The 26798-nt window shown below is 40.7% G+C and carries 9 protein-coding genes; 3 read left to right on the top strand and 6 right to left on the bottom strand.

Annotated features, from left to right (window positions below; all coding sequences use genetic code 11):
- The first annotated feature begins 180 nt into the window (after positions 1-180).
- Positions 181-2088: an ATP-dependent zinc metalloprotease FtsH gene (ftsH, locus tag SVZ03_14630; protein MDY6935448.1), complete on the top strand. Its 1908-nt coding sequence runs from the start codon at positions 181-183 to the stop codon at positions 2086-2088.
- Between the two features lie 23 nt (positions 2089-2111).
- On the top strand, positions 2112-3197 hold the full coding sequence (locus SVZ03_14625; GenBank protein MDY6935447.1) for a hypothetical protein: 1086 nt from the start codon (positions 2112-2114) through the stop codon (positions 3195-3197).
- A 57-nt stretch (positions 3198-3254) separates the two neighbouring features.
- Here SVZ03_14625 and SVZ03_14620 read toward each other — a convergent pair whose 3' ends face one another.
- The 4 genes from SVZ03_14620 to SVZ03_14605 all read right to left on the bottom strand — a co-directional run bounded on the left by SVZ03_14620 (position 3255) and on the right by SVZ03_14605 (position 21161).
- A complete protein-coding gene (locus SVZ03_14620) occupies positions 3255-4631 on the bottom strand; it encodes a hypothetical protein (protein ID MDY6935446.1) in 1377 nt (458 codons plus the stop codon).
- Between the two features lie 63 nt (positions 4632-4694).
- Positions 4695-12761 carry a beta-ketoacyl synthase N-terminal-like domain-containing protein gene (locus tag SVZ03_14615; protein ID MDY6935445.1) on the bottom strand — a complete coding sequence of 2689 codons (8067 nt, stop codon included), beginning with the start codon at positions 12759-12761 and terminating at the stop codon, positions 4695-4697.
- Between the two features lie 27 nt (positions 12762-12788).
- Positions 12789-19508 carry an SDR family oxidoreductase gene (locus SVZ03_14610; protein MDY6935444.1) on the bottom strand — a complete coding sequence of 2240 codons (6720 nt, stop codon included), beginning with the start codon at positions 19506-19508 and terminating at the stop codon, positions 12789-12791.
- Positions 19509-19535: 27 nt separating this feature from the next.
- Complete coding sequence (locus tag SVZ03_14605; GenBank protein ID MDY6935443.1) at positions 19536-21161, bottom strand: PfaD family polyunsaturated fatty acid/polyketide biosynthesis protein; 1626 nt, start codon at positions 21159-21161, stop codon at positions 19536-19538.
- Between the two features lie 1183 nt (positions 21162-22344).
- On the opposite strand from SVZ03_14605, the gene SVZ03_14600 reads away from it, so the two are divergent.
- Positions 22345-23082 (top strand): 4'-phosphopantetheinyl transferase superfamily protein, encoded by a 738-nt coding sequence (locus tag SVZ03_14600; protein ID MDY6935442.1) that lies wholly within the window; start codon positions 22345-22347, stop codon positions 23080-23082.
- Between the two features lie 41 nt (positions 23083-23123).
- Here the strand turns inward: SVZ03_14600 and SVZ03_14595 are convergent, their stop codons facing one another.
- Together SVZ03_14595 and SVZ03_14590 are read right to left on the bottom strand one after the other, a co-directional pair.
- Positions 23124-23882, bottom strand: a complete 759-nt coding sequence (locus SVZ03_14595; GenBank protein ID MDY6935441.1) for a metallophosphoesterase — start codon at positions 23880-23882, stop codon at positions 23124-23126.
- 90 nt (positions 23883-23972) lie between these two features.
- A complete protein-coding gene (locus SVZ03_14590) occupies positions 23973-26306 on the bottom strand; it encodes an MMPL family transporter (protein ID MDY6935440.1) in 2334 nt (777 codons plus the stop codon).
- Positions 26307-26798 lie beyond the last annotated feature (492 nt).

Below are 26798 nucleotides of genomic sequence, written 5' to 3'. Positions count from 1 at the left end.
ATTGTCCAGCAAATGAAGGTTCAGTTCTGGAAAACCTACCGAATAAAAAGCTGAAATGGGTTGTTTCGGAGATTCTCTATAGGTTGAGAAGTGATTGGATACCTCTTGCCTATTGTCATAATAACTAACTTCTAATCAATTCTAAAGATACAAGTATTATAGCATACATAGGAGTAATGGATGAATAAATCAGGGAAACAGATAGCATTAATATTGGTTGTAGTCATTCTAGCAATAGCGATTTATAGGATGAATAATATTTCTAAAACAAGTATCGATACATTGCAATATAGTGATTTCATTAAAAAGGTGTATGATGAAAAGGTGAAATCTATTACTATTATTGATGGCAAAAAGATTGAGGGTACTTATTTGAAAGGTGATAGAGCCTATTTGTTTAAGACGATAATACCCTATGATGACGCAGATCTGATGAAAACGCTAATAGAGCATCGGATTGAGATAAAGGGTGAGATGGATGATGATAATATCTTTGTTAAGGGATTGCTGAATTTTTTACCATGGCTTTTATTTTTGGGACTAATATGGTTTTTATTGGTAAGACAGATTCAGGCTACTGGCAATCGTGCCATGTCCTTTGGTCAGAGTAGAGCTAAGGTAAACCCTGATACAAAGAAAAAAGTAACCTTTTCTGATGTCGCAGGTGTTGAAGAGGCTAAGGAGGAGTTGAAAGAGGTTATCGATTTCTTAAAGGATCCCAAGAAATTTATCAATATTGGTGCTAAGATCCCTACAGGGGTGCTTTTAATGGGACCACCTGGCACAGGGAAGACGCTCCTTGCAAGAGCCATTGCCGGGGAGGCCGATGTCCCATTCTTTTTCATAAGCGGTTCGGACTTTGTTGAGATGTTTGTTGGTGTTGGAGCATCACGGGTGAGGGACCTCTTTGAACAGGGGAAAAAGAGCGCGCCATGCATAATTTTCATTGATGAAATAGATGCAGTTGGAAGGCTGAGGGGCGCTGGATTGGGTGGTGGACATGACGAAAGGGAACAGACCCTAAACCAGTTGCTGGTGGAGATGGATGGTTTTGAGACTAATGAGGGGGTTATTATTGTAGCAGCCACAAACAGACCTGATATACTTGACCCCGCTTTGATGCGCCCAGGGAGATTCGACAGACAAGTAGTTGTTGATATTCCGGACTTAAAGGGGCGTGAAAAGATATTAGCTGTACATTCTAGGAAAGTGCCGCTATTCAAGGATGTTGATTTAAAGATACTTGCCATGGGCACAATCGGTTTTACAGGTGCTGATCTATCGAATCTCATAAATGAGGGCGCCCTCCTCGCTGCAAGGAGGAATAAAAAGCGTGTGTCAATGCTGGAGTTAGAGGATGCAAAGGACAAGGTGCTTATGGGACCTGAGAGAAAGTCGGTTCTGATTTCTGAAGAGGAAAAGAAGATAATTGCGTTTCACGAGACAGGGCATGCGATCTTAGGGTTGGTTTTGCCAGGGGCTGATCCTATTCATAAGGTTACAATTATTCCACGTGGAAGATCTTTAGGTTTAACAATGCAGCTTCCAAAAGATGAAAAGCATCTTCAATCTCAAAAATATTGGTTAAATCAAATTACAATCCTCTATGGAGGGATCATAGCTGAAGAGATAAAGATGCAGGATATAACAACTGGATCAAGCAGTGATATTGAGAGGGCGACGGATATTGCTAGAAAGATGGTTTGTGAATGGGGTATGAGTGATAAATTGGGTACATTATCCTTTGGAAAGAGAAGGGAGCAGATATTTTTAGGTAGAGAGATCTCACAGCATAGGGATTATAGTGAGGTCACAGCGGAGCTAATAGATCAAGAGATCAAGATAATTATTGATACATGTAAAAAAAGAGCAAGAGATCTGATCATGACTAATATGGAAAAGTTTGATAAAATTGCAAATTATTTAATTGAGAGGGAGAGTTTGAACAGGGAAGAGATCGATATGATTAATCGAGGTGAAGAACTCCCACCAATTCAAATCGATAACTCAAAGATTAAAAAGAATGAAAAGGTCGATAGATCTAAGAACGAAAGTGAAAAAAAGGTGTTTCAACCTGTTGAATCTTAATATTATATTGAGGAAGTTTTTTCATGAATGTTGAAGATGATATTGATGATCTTCTATCTGATATTGAAGGTGAGTCAGACTTTGAGGATAAGGGAGAGGATATGCTTCAAGGCGGAAGCGTATTGACAGGTTCTCAAATCGCTTTAACACCTGATGGTAGTGTTGATGAACTCTTAGGTGAGGATATAGAGAACAAGGATAATGATACATCGCAACAGGAGGATTCAACTTCAACAGATACTGAAAATATGACTCTTTCCTTGGATGAAAGGGCGGTTAAAGAGTTAGCAGATAGTGATGAACTTCATGAAATATCTAAAGGAGAGAGGAAGCTATCTTCTTTAGAATCTGTTGAAGGCGAAAAATCATCATCGGAGGAGCGACCAGCTACAAGTTTTATTATTAAGGGGACTAGAAGCTGGAATACTAGAGAACCCTATATTGCAGTAATTGAAAAGGGGAAGTTAAGTAAGGATTATAAGGATCTTGGAATATCCGTTTATTTTTATCATGATATTAATCAAACAGTAATAATAAAAAGAGAAATAAATGAGGCAATAGTTCAATACATTAGGAGAGGCTCCAAGGGAATATCGGATCAATATGGCGAGTTTATATATAAGACATTGTTTTATTATGTTCAACAATTGTGTGATTTTTTTGATATTCCAAGGGAGAGGTTATTCTTATTTGCATTCCATATTGGCGTTTTAAACCTCTACAGAATATTGATTGAAGTTTTTAATAACTCTATGTTAGGTCATTGTTATAAATTGATTCCAGGCAAGAGGGTTGCTAGATACGTCCCATCAGAATTCATCAAGGAGAGGGTATTAAGCTGGCATGATGATAATATTAGCATACTCGATCTGCCCTTTGATGGTATACATGAATTCGAAGAGATAAAAAAGGGGGTTTCTAGAAAGTATTATTCTGAAGTAGATAGATTTAATGAGAAGATCAATAATGAGATAAAACAATTGAAACCTGAGCCAAGAAGACGATTTAACAGAGATGATTTCATGAAAAGCAGATGGATAGAATGGTTTGGTATAGATAAAATCGTTGTTTATAAAAGGTTTGTTGAAAGGACGATATTCAAATATTAACCATAATAGATCATCATGCTCACGTTGTTTCGTTTATTGGCTTTCAAAGGTGTTGATTTATAATTCCTTTATCCCCTGTTTCTCTTTCTTGCCAATCTGAGATAATACAAGAGGGGTTGGCATCCCAACATTTTCAATTTTGGTTAATTCCTGAACCTCCTGAACCTTCAAGTCCATTTCAGAGCCGAGTTGATCCTGATAGGCTCTTTGGATGATTTCCATAAGGTCAGAAAGGGAATCACCCTCCTTGTTCTTTTCTTCATTGCGAATTAGGCTAATTGTTATCTTATTGAGTTCGTGTTGAACGATCTGGTATTGGCGAATACGTTCATTGCTATATTCTCGTTGTATCTTCTCCATTGGTATGGTCATTGAAAATGCATGGTATACTCTACCGTCAGGCAGATGAATTGAGTCAACGGATCGTCCCTTTATTGGCCCCATAATGGGTGTATTCAAGCCACAGTCGCATTTATCCGGAAGGAGTTGACCTACATCTGAGCATCCACTATATCTTATGATAGGTGTTCCATATCCTCCGTCATAACAGGTTAGGAGGATGCTGCCATCTTCACCAGCAGGTAAGGGTGTGCCGTTTTGATCCACGACTTCCACCATCACATAGTCTGAATTTATATGCATCTTTTTGTTTTCACACTCTATTGCAATTGTTCCCCCTTCTGTGGAAATATATGAGCTATAGCAATAACAATCAAATGCATCCTCAATATATTCTCGGGTGTATTCATCCAGAAGCTCTCCAGTGAGGCCAACCTTTTTTAATTTTAGCTTTTTGCCCATACCATTTTTTCTTAGGGTAGCCAGTTCTCTCATAACGCCTGTATAGGTGGCGATGTAGTGCACATTTGCCTTTTCCAGGCGTTCCATGATCTCCACTACATCCAGTTCCACTGGAATTAGCATAGCCCTTTTGGTAAAGTATTTATAGAAATTTTTTGTCTTATTCTCAATGCTGGACATAGAGTTTATATCGAATATGAACGCTGCTTTAGGAAGACCCATTCTGTGCAGTTTCAACATCCGTAAACCAAAACCAAGGGAATGTGCCAGCCATGTGTAATCCTTATAAACCTGTAGCGGCTGACCCGTGGAACCGGAGGTCCCCATGAGAAAGGCCTTGTTCTTGTTTAATGATCTTGGAACAGCGGCATTGAAGTAATCTATTAACTCCTGTTTTGTAATAATCGGTAGCTTCGGTAAATCCTCTATTGTCTTTATCTCTGAAGGATGAATTCCATATTTATTATATTTTTCCAAATAAAAATCAGTATGGTGATATGCTATTGACACGGCTCGTTGCAATGCATTGTCTTGCAGTCTCTTCAATGATTCAGGGCTCTTCCATGCACGTCTCGAGTATCTGTAGCTCTTTAAGGCGGCTTTCCCAATGCCAAGCAATTGATTTATTTCCATTTTGTCCTCCTTGGATTTAAATTACCTCTCACATTCCACAGATCTTTAATGATTAAGATAGATTTAATGTTCTCCATCACTATAAGCTATTTTTAGCTTCCTGGGTTCAATAAGCCATTGAGCAAGATCTGAAATCCATTTGCCCTTCTCATTATTCTTTATCAACAGTTTGCCCTCACGGATAGCATTAATCAACGCCTGGGTTTCCTTATCTGTTGTGTCAGTGAGACCCTCCAGTACCTTAAAGAGCACTGCCTTTATCTCTGTTGATCCTGTTTTAGCCATCCATGCCTCTACTTCCTTTTTGAAACGAGTATTCGGTGGATTGGGTTTTTCAGTCTTGTTTGGATGTCCCAGATTATTGATGGATTTGATAACATATTTTCTGCGTTCAGCATAGGGCATAGCATTCAGCTCTTCAGGAAAGATCGGACTTCCAATGTAATAATCCTGTTTGCAGTAACCAACTGGGAAGTCCAAAGGGATTCCCATCTCCTCTACTGGGAGTCCTCCAATGAAACGAATTGGCACAATGGGGAGGTTTGAGCTGATGGCCATGTCAATAAAGACAGAACTTAATATCTTAACAGGGTTGCGGCAGCTTAATCCTAATTTCCCTTCCACATGGAGAAAAACAGATATTCCCTCCCTATCAATCATTGCCTTAAAACCCTCAATTATGTCAAACATTGATCTCCTATCGTTCTGATCAAAGAAGACTATATTTCTTGGATAGGTTACACCAGGATAGGAATAGGTGAACTCATTCAGCATGCCGATCCAGCCATTTTGATGATCAGAGTTTGCGATTGGCATTACTCGTTTCTCTGTCAGCACCTGCATCATCATTGGGAATAGCATCGATTCAACCTGAACCTGATGATTGGCAAGGTATAAAACGCTTCTTCCATGAATGCTCTTCAATATCGCTGGATCCTCCAAGATTAAAAACCGAGTAAACTGTTCGCAGAGTCCTTGGGTAATTTTTTCTCCAATCCATTGCCCCAATCCCCATATTTTACGTCCATAGGACAGCATTCTATCAAAGTCGAGGAAGGGCTCCCCTAACTTCACTAATGGGGCTTTGTTCTTTTTGTCTTTCATCTCAACTGGATATAGAGTAAGTGGCATGGCTTCACAAAGGGCTACGTTCCTATTCTCTATAAACCTGACAGTTGATGGATTAACATTAGCTTTATCCGCTACGGCTTCCTTTATCATATTCTCTATATTATTGGAATTATTTTTTTTATTATGCCTTGTGCCGCCTTCAGCTTTTGTCGGTGGATTTCCTGAGACGATGCGCATGCCTAAATCCTTAACATGGAATATTCTTAGCTCATCTACCCATAACCATGCCTCGGCCACGGAATAGGCCCCAGCCTCATCTCTGCCACGCTCAAGGATATTCATCTCAACAGAGATGCGTTTCTTGTTTGGCGTCACCTGCCCCCTGTACTTCCAGGTGGTTGGTCTGTTAAGGGCAAGGGGCTCAAAGCGTGGGTGTTCAATACCTTCCTCCATGTGCTCATGTAACATGTAAAACTGCAATAATTGCACCATTGACTCGACTCCAAGGGAGCCCGGCTGTATCGGATCGGACATGAAGTGTGCCTTGAAGAACCATTCGCTAACATTTACATCCTTTTCAGCCCTCAAGCGTCTGAGTCCGTTCCCTCCACCCTTAGGCCAGTAGCCTGTAATGCGGTCAAGCATAAGCAGCATCGGCCTCGGTAGACGTAATTTGCCATTAAAGTAGCGATCCGGCAATTCTGTAAGATCAACAAGAAAATCGCAGGATTCCTCAAGCCATCCCTTCTCATCTTCTGTGGATGGCAATCCAATCTGTTGATCCAGGGCCTCCTTGGGAAAGAATCCGAATCTTGTTTTCATATTATAAACTGGCGTCTCTTCAACAAAACATATCACATCAAAGTTAACCAGAATTAGATTCGACATGCGGGATATGCTGGTTAGCGTGGTGCGGGTGCGTATTGTCTCTGTGTTTGGAAGTATTTCAGCGGTTATTCTGCCTGTACCATCGATGTTTCTAAAATAGAGGTCATTTTCTGTGCTGGCTGGACAGCCCTCGAATACAGCCAGCCATCCGCATGGCTGCATTGCCACCTCCATCAAAACACAGAAGGGCATTGTAGGATTTCCATTCATGTCAAAATACCACGCGTCAGTTGGTACATCATACTCAACCTCAATGGATTCACCAGATTTCATGCTTCCCATTTCAGCCTCTAGCTTGGAAATCCGTGACATAAAGTGATAGGGCGGTCCAGGCAGTCTAGCGATGTGGCGCGGTCCGTCGAACGCTTTTCCATTCTCTCCAAAAGCATCAGAGGGTCTGCCCCATGCGCAGGCAAGCAGTGATTTATAATCAAAACGGAAATCGCCAACACTGGCTACAGGTCTTGTCTCCTCATGATTTTCTATAAGTTCGGGCCAACAATTAAGTGGCCAATCCGGTACAAGACGTATACCCAAGCGGCGTATATGCAATATCTTAAGGCCATCACATGTAGCAAGGATGTCAGCGTATACAGTAGGATAGGGGCTATCAATAACCTCTTCAACAAATGTCTCATAGATTATAGTATTACTCTTGGGTGTTACCTGCCCACGACAGATGATGTGATATATCTCGTCAGGCACAGGATCAAAGCGCCAGCCATCCTTATTCAGCGTAAAGCCCATGGCTGTGACATAAAAGGCAAGGGTCTGCAAACAGGCATCACTCATCAAGGTCCCTGGCATACAAGGATCATTCTTGAAATGACAGGTTAAGAACCATTCATCAGGAGAGATGTTATATTCTGATCGCAAATATCCCCTTCCCCATGGTCCGCCCTTGGGATTGAATTGACTCACATGGTGGAGCAGTAGCAGCCTCCCTGGTGGAAGCTTGGGGGTCTTTGTATGGGTCTCTGCTATCTCAAATCCAGGTCCAAAGCATTCATAGACTCGTCCTTGAGAAAATGCCCTAACCTGATCCACTGAAAATTTGCTTCTTGTGCAGTCAACTATAAGTGGATCAACGCGAGCATCCGCTTTATCCTTATGTTCCCCAGTTTCTGCTTCCCATAGCACACCTCCGGAATTAGCCAACTCTTCATCAGAGAAGAAACCTGCCTGGGCGTTTCGAACTGATAGGCGGATCTCCCCGTTTATTCTGCAATCATAATGAAAGAAGAAGATGCGAACATCGCCTACATTGGCATGTCCATCCACATAGATTTCATAACATAGTGTGTCTCCCACTTTTGGAGGGGAGCCATAGTACACCAGATCACAGCCTAACAGGCGGTAGACCCGCTCACCCATGTTCTTAAAGTCAGCTCCAAGCCATGAGATAAGCAACAGATCGCTCTGCCCAGCCTCTACTGTGACCCCCGCTGGCATATAGATATCGTTGATGTACCAGGCGTCCTTTTTGACATCCGTTTCTGTCCATATTATGCCCTTGCCCATGGATCCTGCTTCAGCATCCAATCCTGTGACCCTGTCTGTTAATAGCAATGGCGGTTTTGGTAGACGAACCTGGCGGTGATAGTGATCCTGTACCTCAAATAGTGGGCCAAAAACTTCTGAAATTTTGCCAGATGCCAGTATCTCAAGCTCTTTCCTGGAGAACCTTGGGCCTATGGGTTTCTTCGCTTCCGGTTTTGAGAACTGTCTAGCTATAGCTGATTGATATGTGGACGACTTCTTATTGAGTGAAGAATCCTTCAAATCCCTATCTGGGATTATTGGAGGTTTGTCAATTACTGAAGTATGGGATTTCATTAAGGTATCTTTTTTATCCGGTTCCATTGATGTAACATGAGATTCAGCATTATATTGTTCCTGGGTTGTCGGAGGAGTATTGAATGCTGGTTTCAAAGCTGTAACTAAAGTACTGTCTGTAAAATCAAACCCTTGGCTTGAAGCATTCATTAAGATGGATAAAGCATCTTGGCGCATTTTGAGGAAATGTTGATGAACCAGAGCCTGTTGATTCACAAAGTCCCGGTGAATGGATGATATAAGTGCATTTTGTTTTACCATATTATTAAATATATTTCCCATGGGAGAATCTGACCCAATGGGAAGGCTCTGATGATCAATTGAGTTGGCAGGCATAACGCTATTATCAATAATGATTTCCCGACCGTCTCCTCTCGTTTTAATTGGGATATCTTCTAATACGGGTGCTAACCATGGAGCTTGGGACATCTTTTGCTTCCCAGTTCCATTTTTCTCATCATTAGGCATTCTAATCAACCTCGTTTCAATATTATCAGGAGTTTTTGTTGATTTCACTTCCTGCACTGCGGCTATAGGGATTTCAGAGAATTGTATAATTGGTGGATGAACCTTATAGGTCTTAAGAGGATTCTTGGTGGAAAGGGTGTTTAAACTCATAGTTTTCTCTTTCCCCTTTAATGAGGTCAAAATCTCAGTAAAGTCAATATGATTGATGGATACTCCCGCGCATATTAGTTGAGCTATTACATGAATGACCTGAGTCATTGATGAAACCTCAGCTCTATCCATTGGTATGGTTACATGTTCTCTATTGCCAAGTATCTGAGATATCCACCTTGAACAGCTATCCCGCGGACCATGTTCAATAAAGATTCTAATCCCATCATTCCATGCGTTTTCCACCATTTTAGGAAAATTAAGCCTTTGCGATGCCATCCCCAAAAGCGCATCAGCGGCTAATTCAGCATTTGGTTGATAGTGACTGCATGTAGAACTGGAATAGAAGCGAATATCGGGCACTGGGAAGGTTGTGCGATGATGCAATTTGCGCCATTTATCTGCATATTTCTTCATCTCAGAACAGTGGACTGCTACATCGTATCCCAATTTGTATGCCCTTTCTCGTCCTAACCTCTCCACAACACCCTCGCAGGCCTCTGCTTGACCACCAATTACAATGTTACCAGGGGCATTGATTACAATGATATGAACAAGGGGTTCTGAATCAATAATTGATTGAGCCTCATCCTCAGGAACCAATAATCCATAGTTAATCCAATCTACATCGGAAATACCATAATCCTTCCATGCTCGTTTGATACAATTGAATTCACCACCTACCTCTTTAGTGAAAACCCCTGTATCTCGAAATTCTTGGAACATTTTGCTCAAGTCTCTCCAGGCTCCAGTGGCAAAAAGTGAATTGGACTCGCCTGAGGAAAATCCAATAACAGCATCAGGAATAATACCCAAATACTGTTGAGTAATTTTTGCATGGATTTGAGATAGAAGGGTGCTTGACCATAACATCCTCTCTGGAGATTTTTGCATATCAGTACTGATATCACTAGTTAGGTCAAGAACCTCCTCTAGGGTAAATCCTGTACAGATTTCATCGACTAATTCAGGGAAGGCCAGCATTAGTTCCCTACCCATACCAGGATAAACGCCAGCTGATCCGGTAAAGACAAAGGCAATCTCCCCACCAATAGGATTATCGCTATAGTAGATGCCTTTATCTAATATAATAGGATCCCTAGAAAACTCTCCTTTTTCAAGAAGGATTTGAGCCTTCTTTTGTAGCTCAATAAGTTCATCGTTATCTGATGCCGTGATTACTAAGCGGGCAGGTCCATCCTCTGATTCCTCTCCATTGATCAGACTATGAAGAACATCCTCGCTCGTATTGCCTGAATAGATATGTAGACGTGGAAATTGGGATAGAACAAAGTGTCCTGAAGGGGAATCAATGTCCTCTTTCAATCTTATAATGGAACGTTCTCCCCCTAAAGCGTTTACGGATATCTCTGCTGATCTGGGTTGCTGAGGTGTTAACCAGGGGAGGGATAGTTTCGCCTTCCCTGTTGGTAGAATTTTGTAATAACAGGCTAATGCCGATGCCGCAACATGAAGCAATCCTGATGCAGCATGAGCATGACCGAAAAGCGGGATTAGGCTCATTGAATCTTCTTCAAGGCCTAATCTCAATGTAGGATTATCTGCTTTATCAGAAATAATGGCATAGATTTTATCAGAGTTCTCACGAGCGTCTGTAAGTCGCTTCAGGATTAAGATAACTGAGGCATCACCTGGTGTATGACATTCTGCATTCAGGACATCCTTCGCTGCCCCTTTATGCACTGGTTCACAACATACATCAACAGCGCCAACTATTGCTGCGTCCAGTTCATTAGCCCGAAGAGCCCGAACAGCTATTTCTAAACATCTCATTCCTGAAATCTCTTCTGAGGATATTGTAAAGCTTGGCCCTCTTAGATCAAATTGGCTGCATAATCGGTTGGCTACTATATTCGGCATTGCCCCTACAATTGAAGGAGCCTTTCTGAAGGGATTGATGTGATCCCTTGCTCTTGATATCCAATCCTCAACATCTGAAAACTGGATAGATCCTTTCCAGCTATCTACCCATTGTGGAAGACGCCAGCAGGCGCTTGAGCGTGCTACCTCCCCATCGCATCCCATACCAATGAGCGCGCCCGTACGTTCTACAGGGAGACTCTCAACATCTGTAATTGCCTCGAATGTGCTTTTCAATACTAAGAGCTGTTGGGGTAGGGTCTGCTCTAGATCAGCAGGTGGAAAGCGCAAGCCCATCATGGGCAACTGATAAGATTCGGTAAATCCTGAGGGGTCGTCGCCATCGTGTTTCCGTAGACGCGATTCTCCAGTGAATAGTGCCTGAGCAAAATTTTCAGCACCTATTAGATCAGCAGCCATAACACCAATGCCGACTATAGCGATCTCTTCATTATTCGTTTTGGGTGTCCGCTTCCTTTTTTTCGGTTTATTATTAAGGGTTTTATCCCACTCCTCAATAATTATGTGCGCATTATTACCTCCAAATCCGAAATTGTTTACCACTGCTCTACGAGGGTTTTCGCTATCCCATGGCTCGGGTTCTGTAAGCAGCCTAAAGGGAGAATCGTTTATTATCTCCAAGGGCTCCTCCACATGTAGTGTTGGGGGTCGGATGCCATGCTTTAGGGCTCCCAAAATTTTTAAAATACCTGCGATTCCTGAAACAGTGATGGGATGGCCCATATTAGATTTAATTGAACCGATTGGGATCTGTTTAAGACCCTCAAAGGCTCTCATTATACTTCGTATCTCAACCCCATCGCCAATTGGAGTTCCTGTAGCATGACATTCTATGAGTGAGATGTCTTCAGGGGATAATCCGGATATATCATAGGCTTGTCGAATGGCCCGGAATTGACCCTCCTCAGAAGGAACCAGCAGACCATGACCCCGGCCGTCATTGGAGAGGCCTATTCCTCGAATAACGCCCAGTATGGTATCATCTGACGCAATCGCATCATCCAGTCGTTTGAGCACAATAAATCCAGCTCCCTCAGCCGGGACTAAACCATCAGCCTTTCGATGAAAGGGTCGGCTCTCGCCGCTATGACTCATCGCTTGTAATGCACAGAAACCGATGTGAATGATAAGATCATCTGCTCTGTTTACACCACCTGCCAGCATCAGATCCGCCTCTCTGTCGTGAAGTTTATCACATGCTAATTTAATGGCGTATAGGGAGGAAGCACAGGCAGCGTCAAGGGCAAAGGCGCCGGCTTTCAATTCCAGGGCGCGAGCTAACATATGAGCGGGAAGGCCTGACATAAAGCGGTTGAGAGGGTGAGGCCTGTCTATTCCAGCTATCTGTCGAGATTTGCCTCCAATGAAATTGTTAGCTTGAGCATCAAGCCATACTGATTCTGCAAACTGAGTCAACGAGTGAGATGGATAGGAGAGATTACCAAAAATTGCGCCAGCCTTGATATTGGAGGCGCTAGGATAACCAGAATCTTTAAGCGCTTCTCGTCCTGTATGAAAAATCCAATGAACAAGCGGATCGAAGAGTAATATCTCATCCTTTGAAATGGCAAAGCCCTCAGGATCAAATACTGAATCAAAGTCGCGCACATAGCCTCCACGATCAGTCCATGTGCGGTCTTCAGAATCTTTGTAAGATTGTGCGAATACCAGTTCTGTATCAGTACGCCAGTAGCCGTCTGGCACTTTGGCTAATACATCCTGGCCCTTTGCTAATATGTCCCATAACTCTTGAGGATTTAATGCTCCTGGGAGGACGCATGACTGTCCAATAATTGCAATCGGTTCAAAGTACATCCTTAAGAGCTCCTAACACTATGATTTCTAATTGGGCAGCATGTGCATCTCTACATCGCACATCTCTGCTACAAGCTTTTCCTCTTCATTGAAGAATAAAATATCTGATAAGGTATGGTCCTTCCCAATCACTTCACCCTTTAGCTCGCAACGTAAGGAACCCTTAACAAGACCATCGTGATAACTTATATAGGTGCCAATTTTTGTGGGTAAAGATTTTTTCCCCAGCTTATGAGCCCCCCATAAAAGGGCGAGCTGTAATCCGCCATCTAGTGCGGCAGCATCGGTCTTCCATAATTCACCTGGCCAACCCTTCTCTCTCGTCCCAACTATAATTGCTGTAGCAGCTTGGTCGGACACTCCTTCCAGGGATTGGATAACTTGAAAGTCAGGTCCATGGAAGAGTTGGTCATTGTATATCTCAGAGCAATTTAAGGACCAAGGCCTTAAATTGCTAGTCATGATTCTGGTTGAGGTTCTTCCATTTCCCTTGGCTGAATCAGTCATCTCAATTGTTGCAGTATAATGTGGGGGGCCCTCCATGCCATGAAGCTCCATTGATAGGACTGATTTCCCTCCATTGGCGTTAATATTACAGGATAGGATAAAATTATGAGCATCCTTTGGAAAGGAGTCCAATTTGATGCCTTTCATGACACGAAGATCCTTGCATAATACTATATTCATATCAGGATAAAAGAGATGAGCAGCGCGTGAAAACCATTCAAGTACCATCACTACTGGAATCACGGGAATATCCTCAATCTTGTGACTGTTGATAAAGGGGTAATTATAATTGCTCACAGTTAATCTCAGTTCCATCCTATTTGAAGTCTTAACGGAAAGACCACCCTTTGGTGGTGGAGGCCCAATAACGATCTCTGCTCTTTGAGGATCTCTCTCTCGGATTTCATCCACAAGCTTATGAGCGCCCACATCCATCGGGATAAGTGGGATTCCCAATTTAGTAAAATGAGACTTGAGTTGGGGTGACACCATGCCTCCATCCCAGGGTCCCCAGTTTATCGACTTTACTATACAGGTATTTTTGCGTCGGAGGGCTTCTTGATTGGCAATCTTGTTGAGAATTTCATTAGCCATGGCATAATCGCATTGACCCATGTTCCCAAAGCGGGCCGCAACAGAAGAGAATAAGCAGATCAATTCCAGGGGATCATTTTCTGTTGCTTTAAGCAGGGAACGAAGTCCATTAACCTTTGTGTTAAAAACAGTGTCGAATTGCTCTGAGGTCTTCTGGGCAATAAGCTTATCGTTAAGAACCCCTGCGCCATGGATAATGCCAGTTATTGGCCCCCATTCTTGTCGGATCGATTCTAACTCTTTTCCTAAAGCTGAAGCGTCCTGGACATCGAGAGCCATATATTTGGCATTGCTTCCTGCCTCTTCTAAGCGTTTTAGGGTATAGCTGATCTCCCTGTTTGCCAGGATTTGACGTGTGAGTGCGCCCAACTCACTAGGACTGATTGTGCGTCCTTCTGATTTTGCCTCATCCAATAGCGATCTTTTAATCTCACTATCCTTCATGGCGTCTCTGCAGCATGATGGCTCATCAATTAAGGGTGTCCTTCCCAAGAGCACAATACGAGGATGAAACTGGCAAGCCAATTCAATGAGTGTCCTAGCTGTAACACCCCTTGCACCACCCGAGGCCACAATTACAGATTGATCAGTGAGTGATGAATCTCCTATATTGGGCTTAACAGCATAGCTGTCGAGACGTGTTCGCTTCCCATCTGCATGAAGTCCTACCTCGATTTCCGGGCCTCCGTCAAATAATTCTTGTATTAGACTTTCAGCTATTTCTTCATCCGAATGGCTACCGCGTTCAATATCAATGGCCTTCACTGCGGCGTTATCCCACTCTAAGGCTGCTGTTTTCACAAGACCTGGTAGTCCCCCAAGGTAGACATTCTTCCCAGACTTACCAGAGAGACCAAAATCCCCTCCAGTATCCTGGACTGTGATAAAGATACCTCCTGAGGATGCAAATCGTTCAGCGACTCTTTGGGATGCAAGGAATGCCTCTTTATTCACTGCAATAATGGAGTCATCATCATCAATTTTTTTAAGACCTCCAAGAAAAATTAGAATATCGACATTGTCAGGGATATCATCTGTTATATTGGCCTTTAGCCCCCGTTCGTTGAGCTTGTGTATCATGGATTGAGCCACGCCATTACCATCATCAGTGACTGCCACGCTGCAATCAAAGGATAATCCCTTCATTGAAAATCCGGAATAAGGAGCAGGTACCTCTCGTAGGGCATATCTGCCGATTTCAGATTGTTGAGTATTGTTAATTCTTGTTCTGGCTGAGGATGTCTCCGAGGATTCATCCTTTAGTATAAACTCTGTTGGAGAGACATCTTTGTCTTTAGTATTGTCATTATTGCTTGAAAATTCTTCTATATAAGATAGGACATCTCCCAATGTCTTGATATTTGCCATCTCGCTTGGATCTATTTCCGGCAGCCATGGGGATTGATCCTTTACAGCTGATAGAATTTCTACTCGTTTTATGGAGTCTATACCTAGATCCGCCTCAAGCCCCATGTCTATTGTTAATATTTCCTTTGGGTATCCGGTCTTTTCAGCCACAACGTCCAGTAACATCTCTTTGAAATCAATATTATCGTTGACCGCCACGTCGGGTGGGGGTATTACGCTTGGTGCTGCTGATGCATATTCCTCTATAAATGACAGGACATCACCCAATGTCTTGATATTTGCCATCTCGCTTGGATCTACCTCCGGCAGCCATGGGGATTGATCCTTTATAGCTGATAGAATTTCTACTCGTTTTATGGAGTCTATACCTAGATCCGCCTCGAGCCCCATGTCTATTGTTAATATTTCCTTTGGGTATCCGGTCTTTTCAGCCACAACGTCCAGAAGCATCTCCTTGAAATCAACATTATCATTAACTGAGACGCTAGGCGAAGGTACTGAATTTGGTGCTGCGGAAGCATATTCCTCTATGAATGACAGGACATCACCCAATGTCTTGATATTTGCCATCTCGCTTGGATCTACCTCCGGCAGCCATGGGGATTGATCCTTTATAGCTGATAGAATTTCTACTCGTTTTATGGAGTCTATACCCAGATCCGCCTCAAGCCCCATGTCTATTGTTAATATTTCCTTTGGGTATCCGGTCTTTTCAGCCACAACGTCCAGTAACATCTCCTTGAAATCGATATCAACAGGTACAGGCTTTTTGACCTCAGATGTTGGGATTGCCATATCCTGAGTAATGGATTCAGATAATGGCTTCTGTGGTAAAGTATTACTAATAGAGGGATGCGGTTTGATTTCATGTTGATCTGGGATTTCCGGATATTTATTCCCTAGCCTTTCCTCCCTTGCAGGGATAGGATTACCAGTAATCATTGCGTTTAGGGTGATAGTTGAGGCTTCAGCAGCCTTTAGAAAGGCCATATGGCTTTCTGCCATCGTTTTTTGGAAAGCAGAATGCGTTTCAGCCGTCTGTCGCTGGATCTCTTGAAAGGCTGTAATCCATGAGCCATAATTGTTTTTCCCTGATCGATTAGATATGTCTGTATTCATAATAGATGGTTGCGGATTGCCTTGCGTATGATCCAACTGATTGGTTGTTGGAGTTGATTTGACAGTATTATTCATAGAGCCCTCTGGTTGTGAATATAGCGAAGTTGTGAGGTTCGCAGATGAATTTTCAATATTCCCTGATGATAGCTGTAAGTTGTCAGAGCTATTTGGGATATCAATATTAGCGTCCCTAACTGCATCGGGATTAGTCTTCAATGAAGTGGACGGCATATTGTTTTTTTGGATTGGTGAAATATTTGGTTTGGGGAGCGCATCTGATCCTCCTTCAGGAGGGTAGGGTCTATTATAATTGCAGCCCATAATAGGGATTGTAAGCTTCGGTTTTTCCTTCTCCCTTGGATCAATTTTAGGAGCATAGTCCTTCCATAAATATGAATAATCAATCTCAATTCCGTTTACTGCAAGCTGTCCCAATGCCTTCCATAGGCTTGTGATTCCATGCTCAGTTGCATTATCCATATTTACTGCCAGGTGAGGTCGTCCCTCAAGGCATTGTTTAACGAGTTTGGTAAGAACTGAGCCCGGTCCCACCTCAATAAAGGTTCGAGCTCCTGCGGCGTACATGGCTTCAATCTGTTCTAAAAATCGTACCGGATGATTTATTTGTTTCGTCAAAACTTCGCGTATATTATCCTCATTGTCAGGATATAGTGATGCTTCAGCGTTGGAGTAGATTTTTATTTTCGGTTTGTTAAAGGGAATATCCTTAAGGAATTCCAGAAAGGGTGCGCAGGAATTATTCATGATTGATGAGTGAAAAGCGGTCGAAACCTGAAGCCGTTTCGATTTAATTTTCTCTTTTGCTAAGGCTTCTTCTGCTACTTCGATGGATGATGTAGAACCGGAGAGAACAACCTGTTTAGGGCTGTTGTGATTAGCGATTATAACATCGCTCTCAAGATTATCAAGCAGGGGCTGAATTTTTTCCAAAGATTCAGGGACAGCGGTCATGCTCCCTGGTACACTTGAAGCGGATGCCATTAGTTCTCCTCTTTTTCTGGCTAAGGTAATGACATTCATCTCATCAAGCACACCAGCCTCGAATAGCGCGGTCACCTCGCCTAAACTGTGACCTCCAACGCAGACAGGTTGTAGGCCGAGAGATTTTATTAACGCCAGCATTGCAAGACTCATGGTGCTGATAGCTGGCTGTGCCCATTCAGTACTGGTTAGTCTTTTTATATTCTCCCTTTTCTTATCTTCAGAGAATACTGGACGCGGGAAGACGATCTCATGAAGAGAGTTTTCGCCATCCATTGGGATTGATGCGGATAGATCCCATATCTCCCTAACATCATCTATATACATAGCCAGCTCTGCTCCCATGCCAAGGTATTGGCTTCCCTGACCTGGGAAGAGAAAAGCAATGGGGCCTGGTTTGGTATCCTGCATATTATAGTATATTCCATTGGGTAAATATAAGGGATTGCTTCCATTTGTTGGGATGGCATCTATAGATTGGTTAATCTTTGCTTTAAGATCATTTTCATCGGTCGATATGATAGCCAGTTTCGCTGGTAGTTCATGTTTGAATTCTATCTGACTATTTTTGACAATGTATAGAAAGATGCCCTCTTCATCAAGATTCGTAATAGTGTCTTGACATTGTTTTATTAGGCTGCTCACGTCTTTTGCGCTTAAAAGAAATAACTCGTTTGGGAATGTGCGATGACGCCATGCGCGTTTACCTGATCCTCTGTATTCTTCCATTGTTACATGAAAATTGGTTCCTCCAAAACCGAATGAGCTAACGGATGCCCTTCTGGGATATGAATCATCCCTTATCCATGGGCGAGTCTCAGTATTGAGATAAAATGGCGAATTCTCTATATTTAATTTGGGATCAGGTTTCTTTACCTTTATGGTTGGTGGAAGGATCTTGTTGTGTAGAGCCATGATCGCTTTTATTATGCCTGCAGCCGCTGCCGCGCTCTTCGTATGTCCGATCTGAGACTTGACCGATCCAAGAGCGCACCATTGCCGGTCTTCTCGAGCAGTTTCATCAAAGATCATGCTAAGCGCCTCAACTTCAACCACATCACCTGCCAAAGTCCCTGTCCCATGTGCCTCTATCAATTCCACTGTTGATGGACTATATCCTGCTGCATCATAGCATCTCCGTAATGCCTTTGCTTGTCCCTTTGGTAAGGGGGAGTATATGCTTGTGCCACTCCCATCGGATGATGTTCCAATCCCTCTAATTATCGCATATATCCTATCCCCATCGCGTTCAGCGTCCTCTAGTCGTTTTAGCGCTATCATCCCAAGACCTTCACCAAGTACCATACCATCGGAATCTTCCGAAAAGGGGCGACAATCACCGGTGCGGGAGAGCGCTGGCGTTTTGCTGAAGCTGACATACAGGAAGGGATCATTCGTTGTATCAACGCCTCCGGTAATAACAAGGTCAGATTGTCTCATCCAGAGTTCATTAAGCGCCATAGAGAGTGCTGAAAATGAACTTGCACAAGCAGAGTCGGATGTGCAGTTAGTGCCTCCAATATCGAAGTGATTGGCGATGCGTCCTGCAACAACATTCCCCAGTAATCCAGGGAAGGTGCTCTCTTTCCATTCCTGATAATTGTCTGTAATTTTATTACAAATAATTTGAGCCTGATCCTCTGCGATACCCTCCTCCCTTAGTGCTTTTATCCAGATTGGTCTGCCTAACCTGCTTGCCATCTCTCCGAGTAGCTCCAGTCCAGCGGCTACTCCTATTATAACACTGATGCGATCGCGGTCCATTTTGCTGAATTGCCCCTGTGCTGCGTCTTCTAAAACCTGTTTTGCCACAATGAGAGCCAACAATTGGGAGGTGTCAGTGCTGGCAAGATTTGTGGGTGGAATGCCAAACTCAATAGGATCAAAATCTATTGGGGATAGGAATGCCCCAGTTTTACAGTATGTCTTATCTGGCGCAAGTGGATCTGGGTCATAGCAGTCATCTATGAGCCAGTGTGTCGGTGGTATTTCTGTTATCATATCCCTCCCAGTTAATATATCTCTCCAATAACCACAAGCATCTTTGGAGCCTGGGAAGAACGCGCCTATACCTACTATTGCAATTGGGGATATTTTTGGTTTTGCTGTTTTATTTTTTTTATTCAATCTGCCAGTAGTCTCTTTTCGTTTAGACATTAATATAATCTCCTAGTAATTCAATTTTCAATAGAGAGGTCTGGGTTGATAGTTAAATGATAATCCTGGAACAGGAACTCCATAGGTGCGGAGTTGTTGGGCCCTTGTAACAACCGCAGCCCCTTCCAGAAGATTTAAGGCGATATCGACAACCGTTCTATTTTCTGTCTCACTCAGAAAGGAGCCATTAACCCATGCATTGAATGCCCCCATAGATGGGCCGCAACATATCTGATAATCAACACGGTGTGCAGGATCACCATCAATGGCCCATTGACCTGTATTGCCAAGGTACCAGCGAAACACAAGGGCCATGCGATATTTGGGGTCCAGTTCCGCTTTTTCGATCTCCTTGGTATTCCTGCTCATAAAGAATCGATGTGTCTCTGACCAAATATCCTCTAAAGATGTTTTGAAAATCTCCTTCTCAAGGCGTAACTTTATAGATGAAGGAATAGCCTCAATGGAATCATAGGTACTATATATTTCATAAAGCTGTGCAGCCCGATTGCAAAACATGGTTCCACGCTTGAGTACCTGAACCTTTACCCCCAGTTCAAACATATCAGCGGCTGGCGCCATTGCCACATCCGCTACATCCGCCAGGGCCAGCATCTTCCTTCCTTCATGTGATAGGCCAGACTCGATTGCTGACTGATTGATAGAACCAGTTAATACATATGCCGCACCCATAGAAAATGCAGCCGCTATTGCAGATGGAGTGCCAATACCACCAGCAGCCCCTACTCTAATGGAACGAGTATATTCATTATGGATCATTACGTCATCTCTTATACCAAGAATTGTTGGGAAAATAGCAGTGAGGGGTCGGTTATCCGTATGACCACCTGAATCCGCTTCAACGGTAATATCTTCAGCTATAGGGATATGGCTGGCCAGCGAGGCCTCCATTGATGTTATTTTTCCCTTTGAAGCAAGGTGATCGAGTATATCCTTGGGCGCTGGTGACATAAACATTTTGGCAATTTCGGGACGCGAAAGTTTTGCAAAGATATAATTTTTTCGAAGTATTCGACCATTTTGGTCGGTTTGTAGACCAGCGCAAGCATAGCGAACAATGCTTGGTGATAAGGCCATGAATGCAGAGGCAGAAACCCTTTGAACGCCACGATTCAGATAAAGATCCACTAGTGCCTCTTCCAATTCCGGTTCCGTTGGCGAATAGATTAAATTGCTACCCCAGGATAGTCCAGAATCTCTAAGTGCTGACTGGATATCATTCAGAGACTTCTCAAGTTCAGGGAGAGACATGCCTGCAGCCCCAAAAAAACCTATCATTCCAGCGCGAGCCATTTGTATCACCATTTTTGATGAAGTGATGCCACGGAACATCGCTCCTGCGATGTAAGGGAAGCGGAGATGATGTACCTCTAAGAAGGATCGATCTCCTAACCATTCAGGATATAGTGCTGGGAGGGTAGACATTAGGGGGTAGGTAGAATTGTTGTGTTGGTTTATTGATAATATCTGTCCACGTCTCCCCAATCCTAAACGTCTGCTATAATTATCATATATAATATGAATGGGTTCTCGAATTTTTGGTATGACTGTAAGCAAGTCATTGGCTGTAAATGCAGGGGGTGCTGTGTCTGGCATCCATGCGCCTATTGGGAGAAGTTCCTTAGTTTGCACTATTCCTCATTCCTTTTGTATAAAAAATTGATAATTGTGACTAATTTGAATTTAAGTGATTTTTTTATAGCTTCAATAATCCAGAGAATCCCAACTTTAATGTTATATATATTTATTTTTATGATATATATTTAGATTAATCAAAATTTTCAATGACGTCAAGTCTTTGTATTAACTTAAACGCGATAAGATAATTATTTATTTTTTTTTTAAATATCCAAAGGAATACATTGTTAATAGAAGTATATGGCGCTTCGAGTAATTCTTCATTTCAACTGATAATTAGCTTATCCTATTATGCTCTTTTGTAGTAAAGACATACATATATAATGAATAAATTAATACTTCCCTTTCCCATTAAGAGTAAACTCGTAGTTAAATATTCTTAAAAGCAGAATAAAACAATAAAGAAAGAAGGTTACTTCATAATATATGAGGTTAAGAAAAAGGGCCTTTCTTTTATAAGAGATGTGGGAGAAAGATTATTCCTTAAATTATATATAACCCTATCAAGCATATTAAAGATTCATAATTGTCAAATGAGTATTATTGTATTATATTAAAATAAAGTATTTGATTATAATGAATCAGGTCAAATCCTTTTTTTTGTTTTTAAGATTATTGTTATTAGTATTCTATAATTTGCTTTCAAGGCAGTATCTTTTCATAATTTTGCATATAATTAAGATAATGTAGAGTGGAGAGGAATGATGAGTATGAGAATATTTGTGTTGTTGAACTATTGATTATTTGTAATTAGATTTCGACACTCTTATTAATATTTTAAGGGGAGTTGGAGTGAGATAGATATTAATATTGATAGAATATATAAAGTAAATGTTAGGATTTAATTTGACGACAATAATCATGAGGTAATTGGAATGAATACTATATTTTTGTTAAAGATATAATTTTTTATAATTAATTCAAGTTAGAAAATTTGACTATTTCATTGAGTTTGGTTATCTTATAGTTAATCAAACATTTTCAACCGACTGGTCGATCTGCTTGAGTGATGTTAATCCTAGTAACAAATCTGTAAGATAAGCTATCAAAACTGGTTGGAATGAGGGAGTAAGCCTGTGTAAATTTCAGATTCAATGCGTATACAGGATTCCCAGTTTAATTTAAATGAAAAATATTACAAACCATTGATCAAATCTAAAAAATCCTAAATAGTAAAATGAGTGAAATTAAGAAGAGAGTAATTTCATTAAATGTTAAAAGAAACGAAGAGCCTGTATCTGCCTATTTGGGATGTGTTTCCCAAAATGCATATTCCATGCTTGAGAATAATATCGAATCAATCTTAGAAAGCAATAAATTGCGATATTTTTCATCTTTAAGATTTGAAAAACGTAAAAAGGATTATCTTACAGGCAGGTATATGGCAAAATCTGTTGTGGCAGAATATCTACATGAAACCAATTTAGCTGCAATAGAAATTGCAAACGGTGTATTCAATCAACCCTTTGTGAAGTATAATGGGCCGGATATTCCGGGGGTGAGCTTAAGTCACAGTTATGATTGGTCAGTAGCGCTTTCATTTCCATATGGACATCCTATGGGAATTGATATTGAAAAGGTTGATTTAGAGGAACTAGATATTATTAAAGGCCAACTTACTGAAGATGAGATACGTCTTATACATGAGAGTGGGATAAAGGAGGAAATCACATATTTCCAAACCTGGACCATGAAGGAGGCCCTATCAAAGGTTTTAAAATGCGGATTAACCACCCCTTTTACAGTTTTGGAGATAGATAAACCTCATTTTCAATCCAATGGAGTAGCAACATGTCTATTTAAAAATTTTGGTCAATACAAATGCCACTCCTGGATAATAAAAGGATATGCATTATCAATTGTACTGCCCAAAAATTCAGAGATGAAGATGGATATACGCTCTCTTTTCCCCTAACTAAACTATGACTAGTCAAAATCAAGCAGCATTTATTTCCATTATAGTTCAAAAACACAGAGCAATTCCTTAGCTGTTATCCTGGTCTCTGATGGATATCCAAAGGCGTTATTGATATAAATCCTGTTGTCTTTATTGACATGCATATTAACATGACTATGTCCATATATATGGATTTGCGAATCCAACACATTTATCTGTTCTTCAAGCAGTGTAGTTCCAAGCACTGGATAGAGTAGCCTTTTTGAGGGTGGAATGTATATGGGCATGAGATCTATTCGAGGCAAGAAGTGGGAATAGGTAATAATAAAATCGTTTTTAGTTTGTAAAAATTCTTCATTGATTGAAATAAAATAATGGGTAATCTTGGTCTCATCAAAATCATATGGCCATTTACACGCTGTGAAATCCAACCAAATATGTAATAACTCCTTCGATGGTTGACCGAATGAAAAATCAAACCAGCCGTATAGAGGAATAATGGACACTGAATCAAATTTAGCTGGTTTCATATTAATGCCGTAATCATTGGCAATTTTTTTTATTATGTTAAATTTATCTATAGAGTTTTTAATATTATTTCTATAAGTCCATAGGTCATGATTTCCGGGAAGATACATTACTTCGTGAAATTTGAGTTTCAACGCCTCAAAGGCTTTTGATAGGGATGGAATAATATCTGTAATGTCACCGGCTAAAATTAGGATATCATCTTTATAATCATATTCAGAGAGGCTGTAGAGCCATTTATGATTTTCTTCATAATCAATGTGAATGTCTGATAGAGCGAATATCTTCAATTTACTATCCCCCAGATGGTGATTCTACTAGGCTAAGAAATAATAGTATTCATCATTGAGCAAATGAGTTCGGTTTTAATAAAATTGTGCTTAATCCTTCTTCTTAAACCTTGGCTTGAAGATAATAATAAGAGCTGGTAAAAAGAATAAATCCCCTATAAGCGCAAAGCACATCGATAGCGCAGTTAGTGTGCCAAATGCTTGTGTCGGCTTAATTGATCCTAAAACTAAAACAAAAAAACCCAAGATTAACACAAGGGTTGTAATGACTATTGGCTTGCCAACGTCTTTATAGGTTTTTAATATAGAGGATCGGTTATCCATACCAGAGGATCCGTTTCTTATGAACCATATAAGATAATGGATAGTATCATCAACAGCAATGCCGATTGTAACGCTAGCAATCATTATTGTTGTTACATCAAGAGGGATGTTTAGCCAGCCCATTATGCCAAGTGTTAGGATTATCGGGAACAGGTTAGGAATCATACTTATAATAGTAAGCTTAGCGTTTCTACAGACGAAAAACATCATAAAGAAGATGAATACAAAAGCGTAAAGAAAACTCTTTATCTGACTTGTCTGTAGATTATCTGCAATATTCAAGGATAGGGGAGAGAGTCCTGTAAAGTTATAGGAGTAGTTTTCACCGGTCTTCCTCTTCATATAATTATTAACAAACTTATAGTTTCTCTTAGCTATTATATTTGAGCTTCCCTTGGATTGAAAGGATATCCTTGCCTCTCTATAGTCAGGAGATATTATCCTATCCAAAACTTCTATATCTGCCAATTCATAATAATCGATTATATCAATCTGCTTTTCTGGAATTCTATAGTATTCTTCTTTATTATTATTAAAGGCCCTATGAATTTCCTTAAAATAATCAGCTATAGAAAAAGAAATGGAAAAATGTTTTATGTCTCTCATAAGATCATTCTGTATCTCCTCAATTAACTTTAGGCTATGGGGATGAGTAAAGTCAAATTCTTCAGATTTGGCTTTAACTAGAATCACATGCGGAATATTGCCACCAAGGTTTTCCTCAATGAATTTTATATCAGATTTTATCTTATTGCCATCCGGTAGGTATGTATCAATATTGGTCTCAAATCTTAACCTCGTTATACCTATTACAGCAATTATTAGAATTAAAACAAAGAATACTATTATAGCCTTATAGTTAGTTATTGTAAAACCGCCAAATTTGAGCAATATATTTGTAAATAAACTCTCCCTACTTGGTGGGTCCATCAATTGCTTCGATGAGGTTGACATCATTCTGTGATTAGTTTCATTTGAATTATTCTTTTCAAATCTTCTTTTGAATAGTATAAGTGTCGATGGTAGAAAGGTAAATGTCATGAAGAAGGCCATCATGATGCCTATAGAGGTGAAAATGCCGACAATTTTTACAGGTCTAACAGTTGCAGTGATAAATGATAAGAACCCGATACCAGTTGTAAGACTCGTAAATAGACATGGAAGCCAAATTGATTTTGCTGCATTGGTTACAGATGTAGTATAGTCATTACCCTTTATTACGTGCATCTCCCTATAATGAGATAAGAGATGAATTGCGTCAGCTACTGAAATAGCGAGGAGTACTGGGGCAATGATTGTGGTAACCATATTCATCGATTCATTGCACAAGGTGAAAAAACCAATTGCCCAGATACCTATTAATCCTAAATTTAACTGACAGAGTATTGAGAGTGATATTTTCTTTAGCATTAGAGCTATGATGCTAAATATAATAAGCAGGATGATAGGGGTGAAAATGATATAATCCCTCTCTGAAAGGGCATTAATACTATCCTCAACATAGGGCGGGCCTGAGAAGCGCAGATCAAAGCTATCCCCAGCGATATTATTAGCGCAATTTTTAATATTTTTTAATAACTCCCTTTTGCTCTTGCTGTCCTCTGTGGATTCAATTTCAATAATAATTGCCGTTGTTGTGCCGTCTATTGAGATTAGATTATGAACCAGTAATTTATTATCCAATACCCTCTGCCTTGCGGAGTTAAGCTTTTGCTTGTCCAGGCCATCCTCTGGTATAATCTTTGTGAATGATATGGTGTCCTCAATGCCAATTGACTCCTCGGCTTCGGTGATACTGAATAGCCTTTGAATACCCTTGATATCCTTAATCTCATTGGATATCATTCTGATTATCTCAATATTCTTTTTTGTGAAGATATCCCTATCCTTGAACACTATTACAACCTGTTCTTCGTTTCCATATATTTCCTGGAATTTCCTATAAGCGATTAGATCCGGATCATCCTGATTGAAGTAAATATCTACATGGTTACTAAATCTTTGCTTTGTATAAAAATAACCGAAGGGAATAGATATAAGTATAACAGAGATCAATACATATTTGGATTGTTTGATAATGAGATCTATTAACCTATTCATATAATATTATTATCCTTAACAGTTGAATTTTGTAGTTGTTGAGTTATTTCTTTAATTATAAATTTAATCCAGCATTCTGTTGAAAAGGTAGAAATGCATCATTTGATAAGTGTTTATGTGAACAGATATAATTCAATTTCATTTATGGAGGAGGTAAGGTGAAATTTGCCACTAGAAAAGATTGAAATAGAATTAACAAAGTCAATGAGTATGATGTTCTAAGCAGAATATCCGAGTTTTTTTATGGATGATCATCAGTAGTCATAATTGATCATTATTGCCTACCTCATATCTATAGGGAAAGGATATATCAGTTATCTTGAGTCAAGTATAATAATATATTATTCTCATATTTTCTTCATCTGAACGATCCTTCCGCCCATCAATTTTTTATCTTCATGGTAATTTATATATCCTAACATACTTCTTGACTTTTCTGGGCTTCTAATATGTAACTTCCCCGTAATTATTATTTGAAATAGTCTCTTTATC

This window comes from Spirochaetota bacterium (assembly GCA_034190085.1).
Classification (GTDB): Bacteria; Spirochaetota; UBA4802; order UBA4802; family JAFGDQ01; genus JAXHTS01.
Note: the sequence above shows the minus strand (reverse complement) of the source record. Positions and strands in the feature narration are given on the sequence as shown.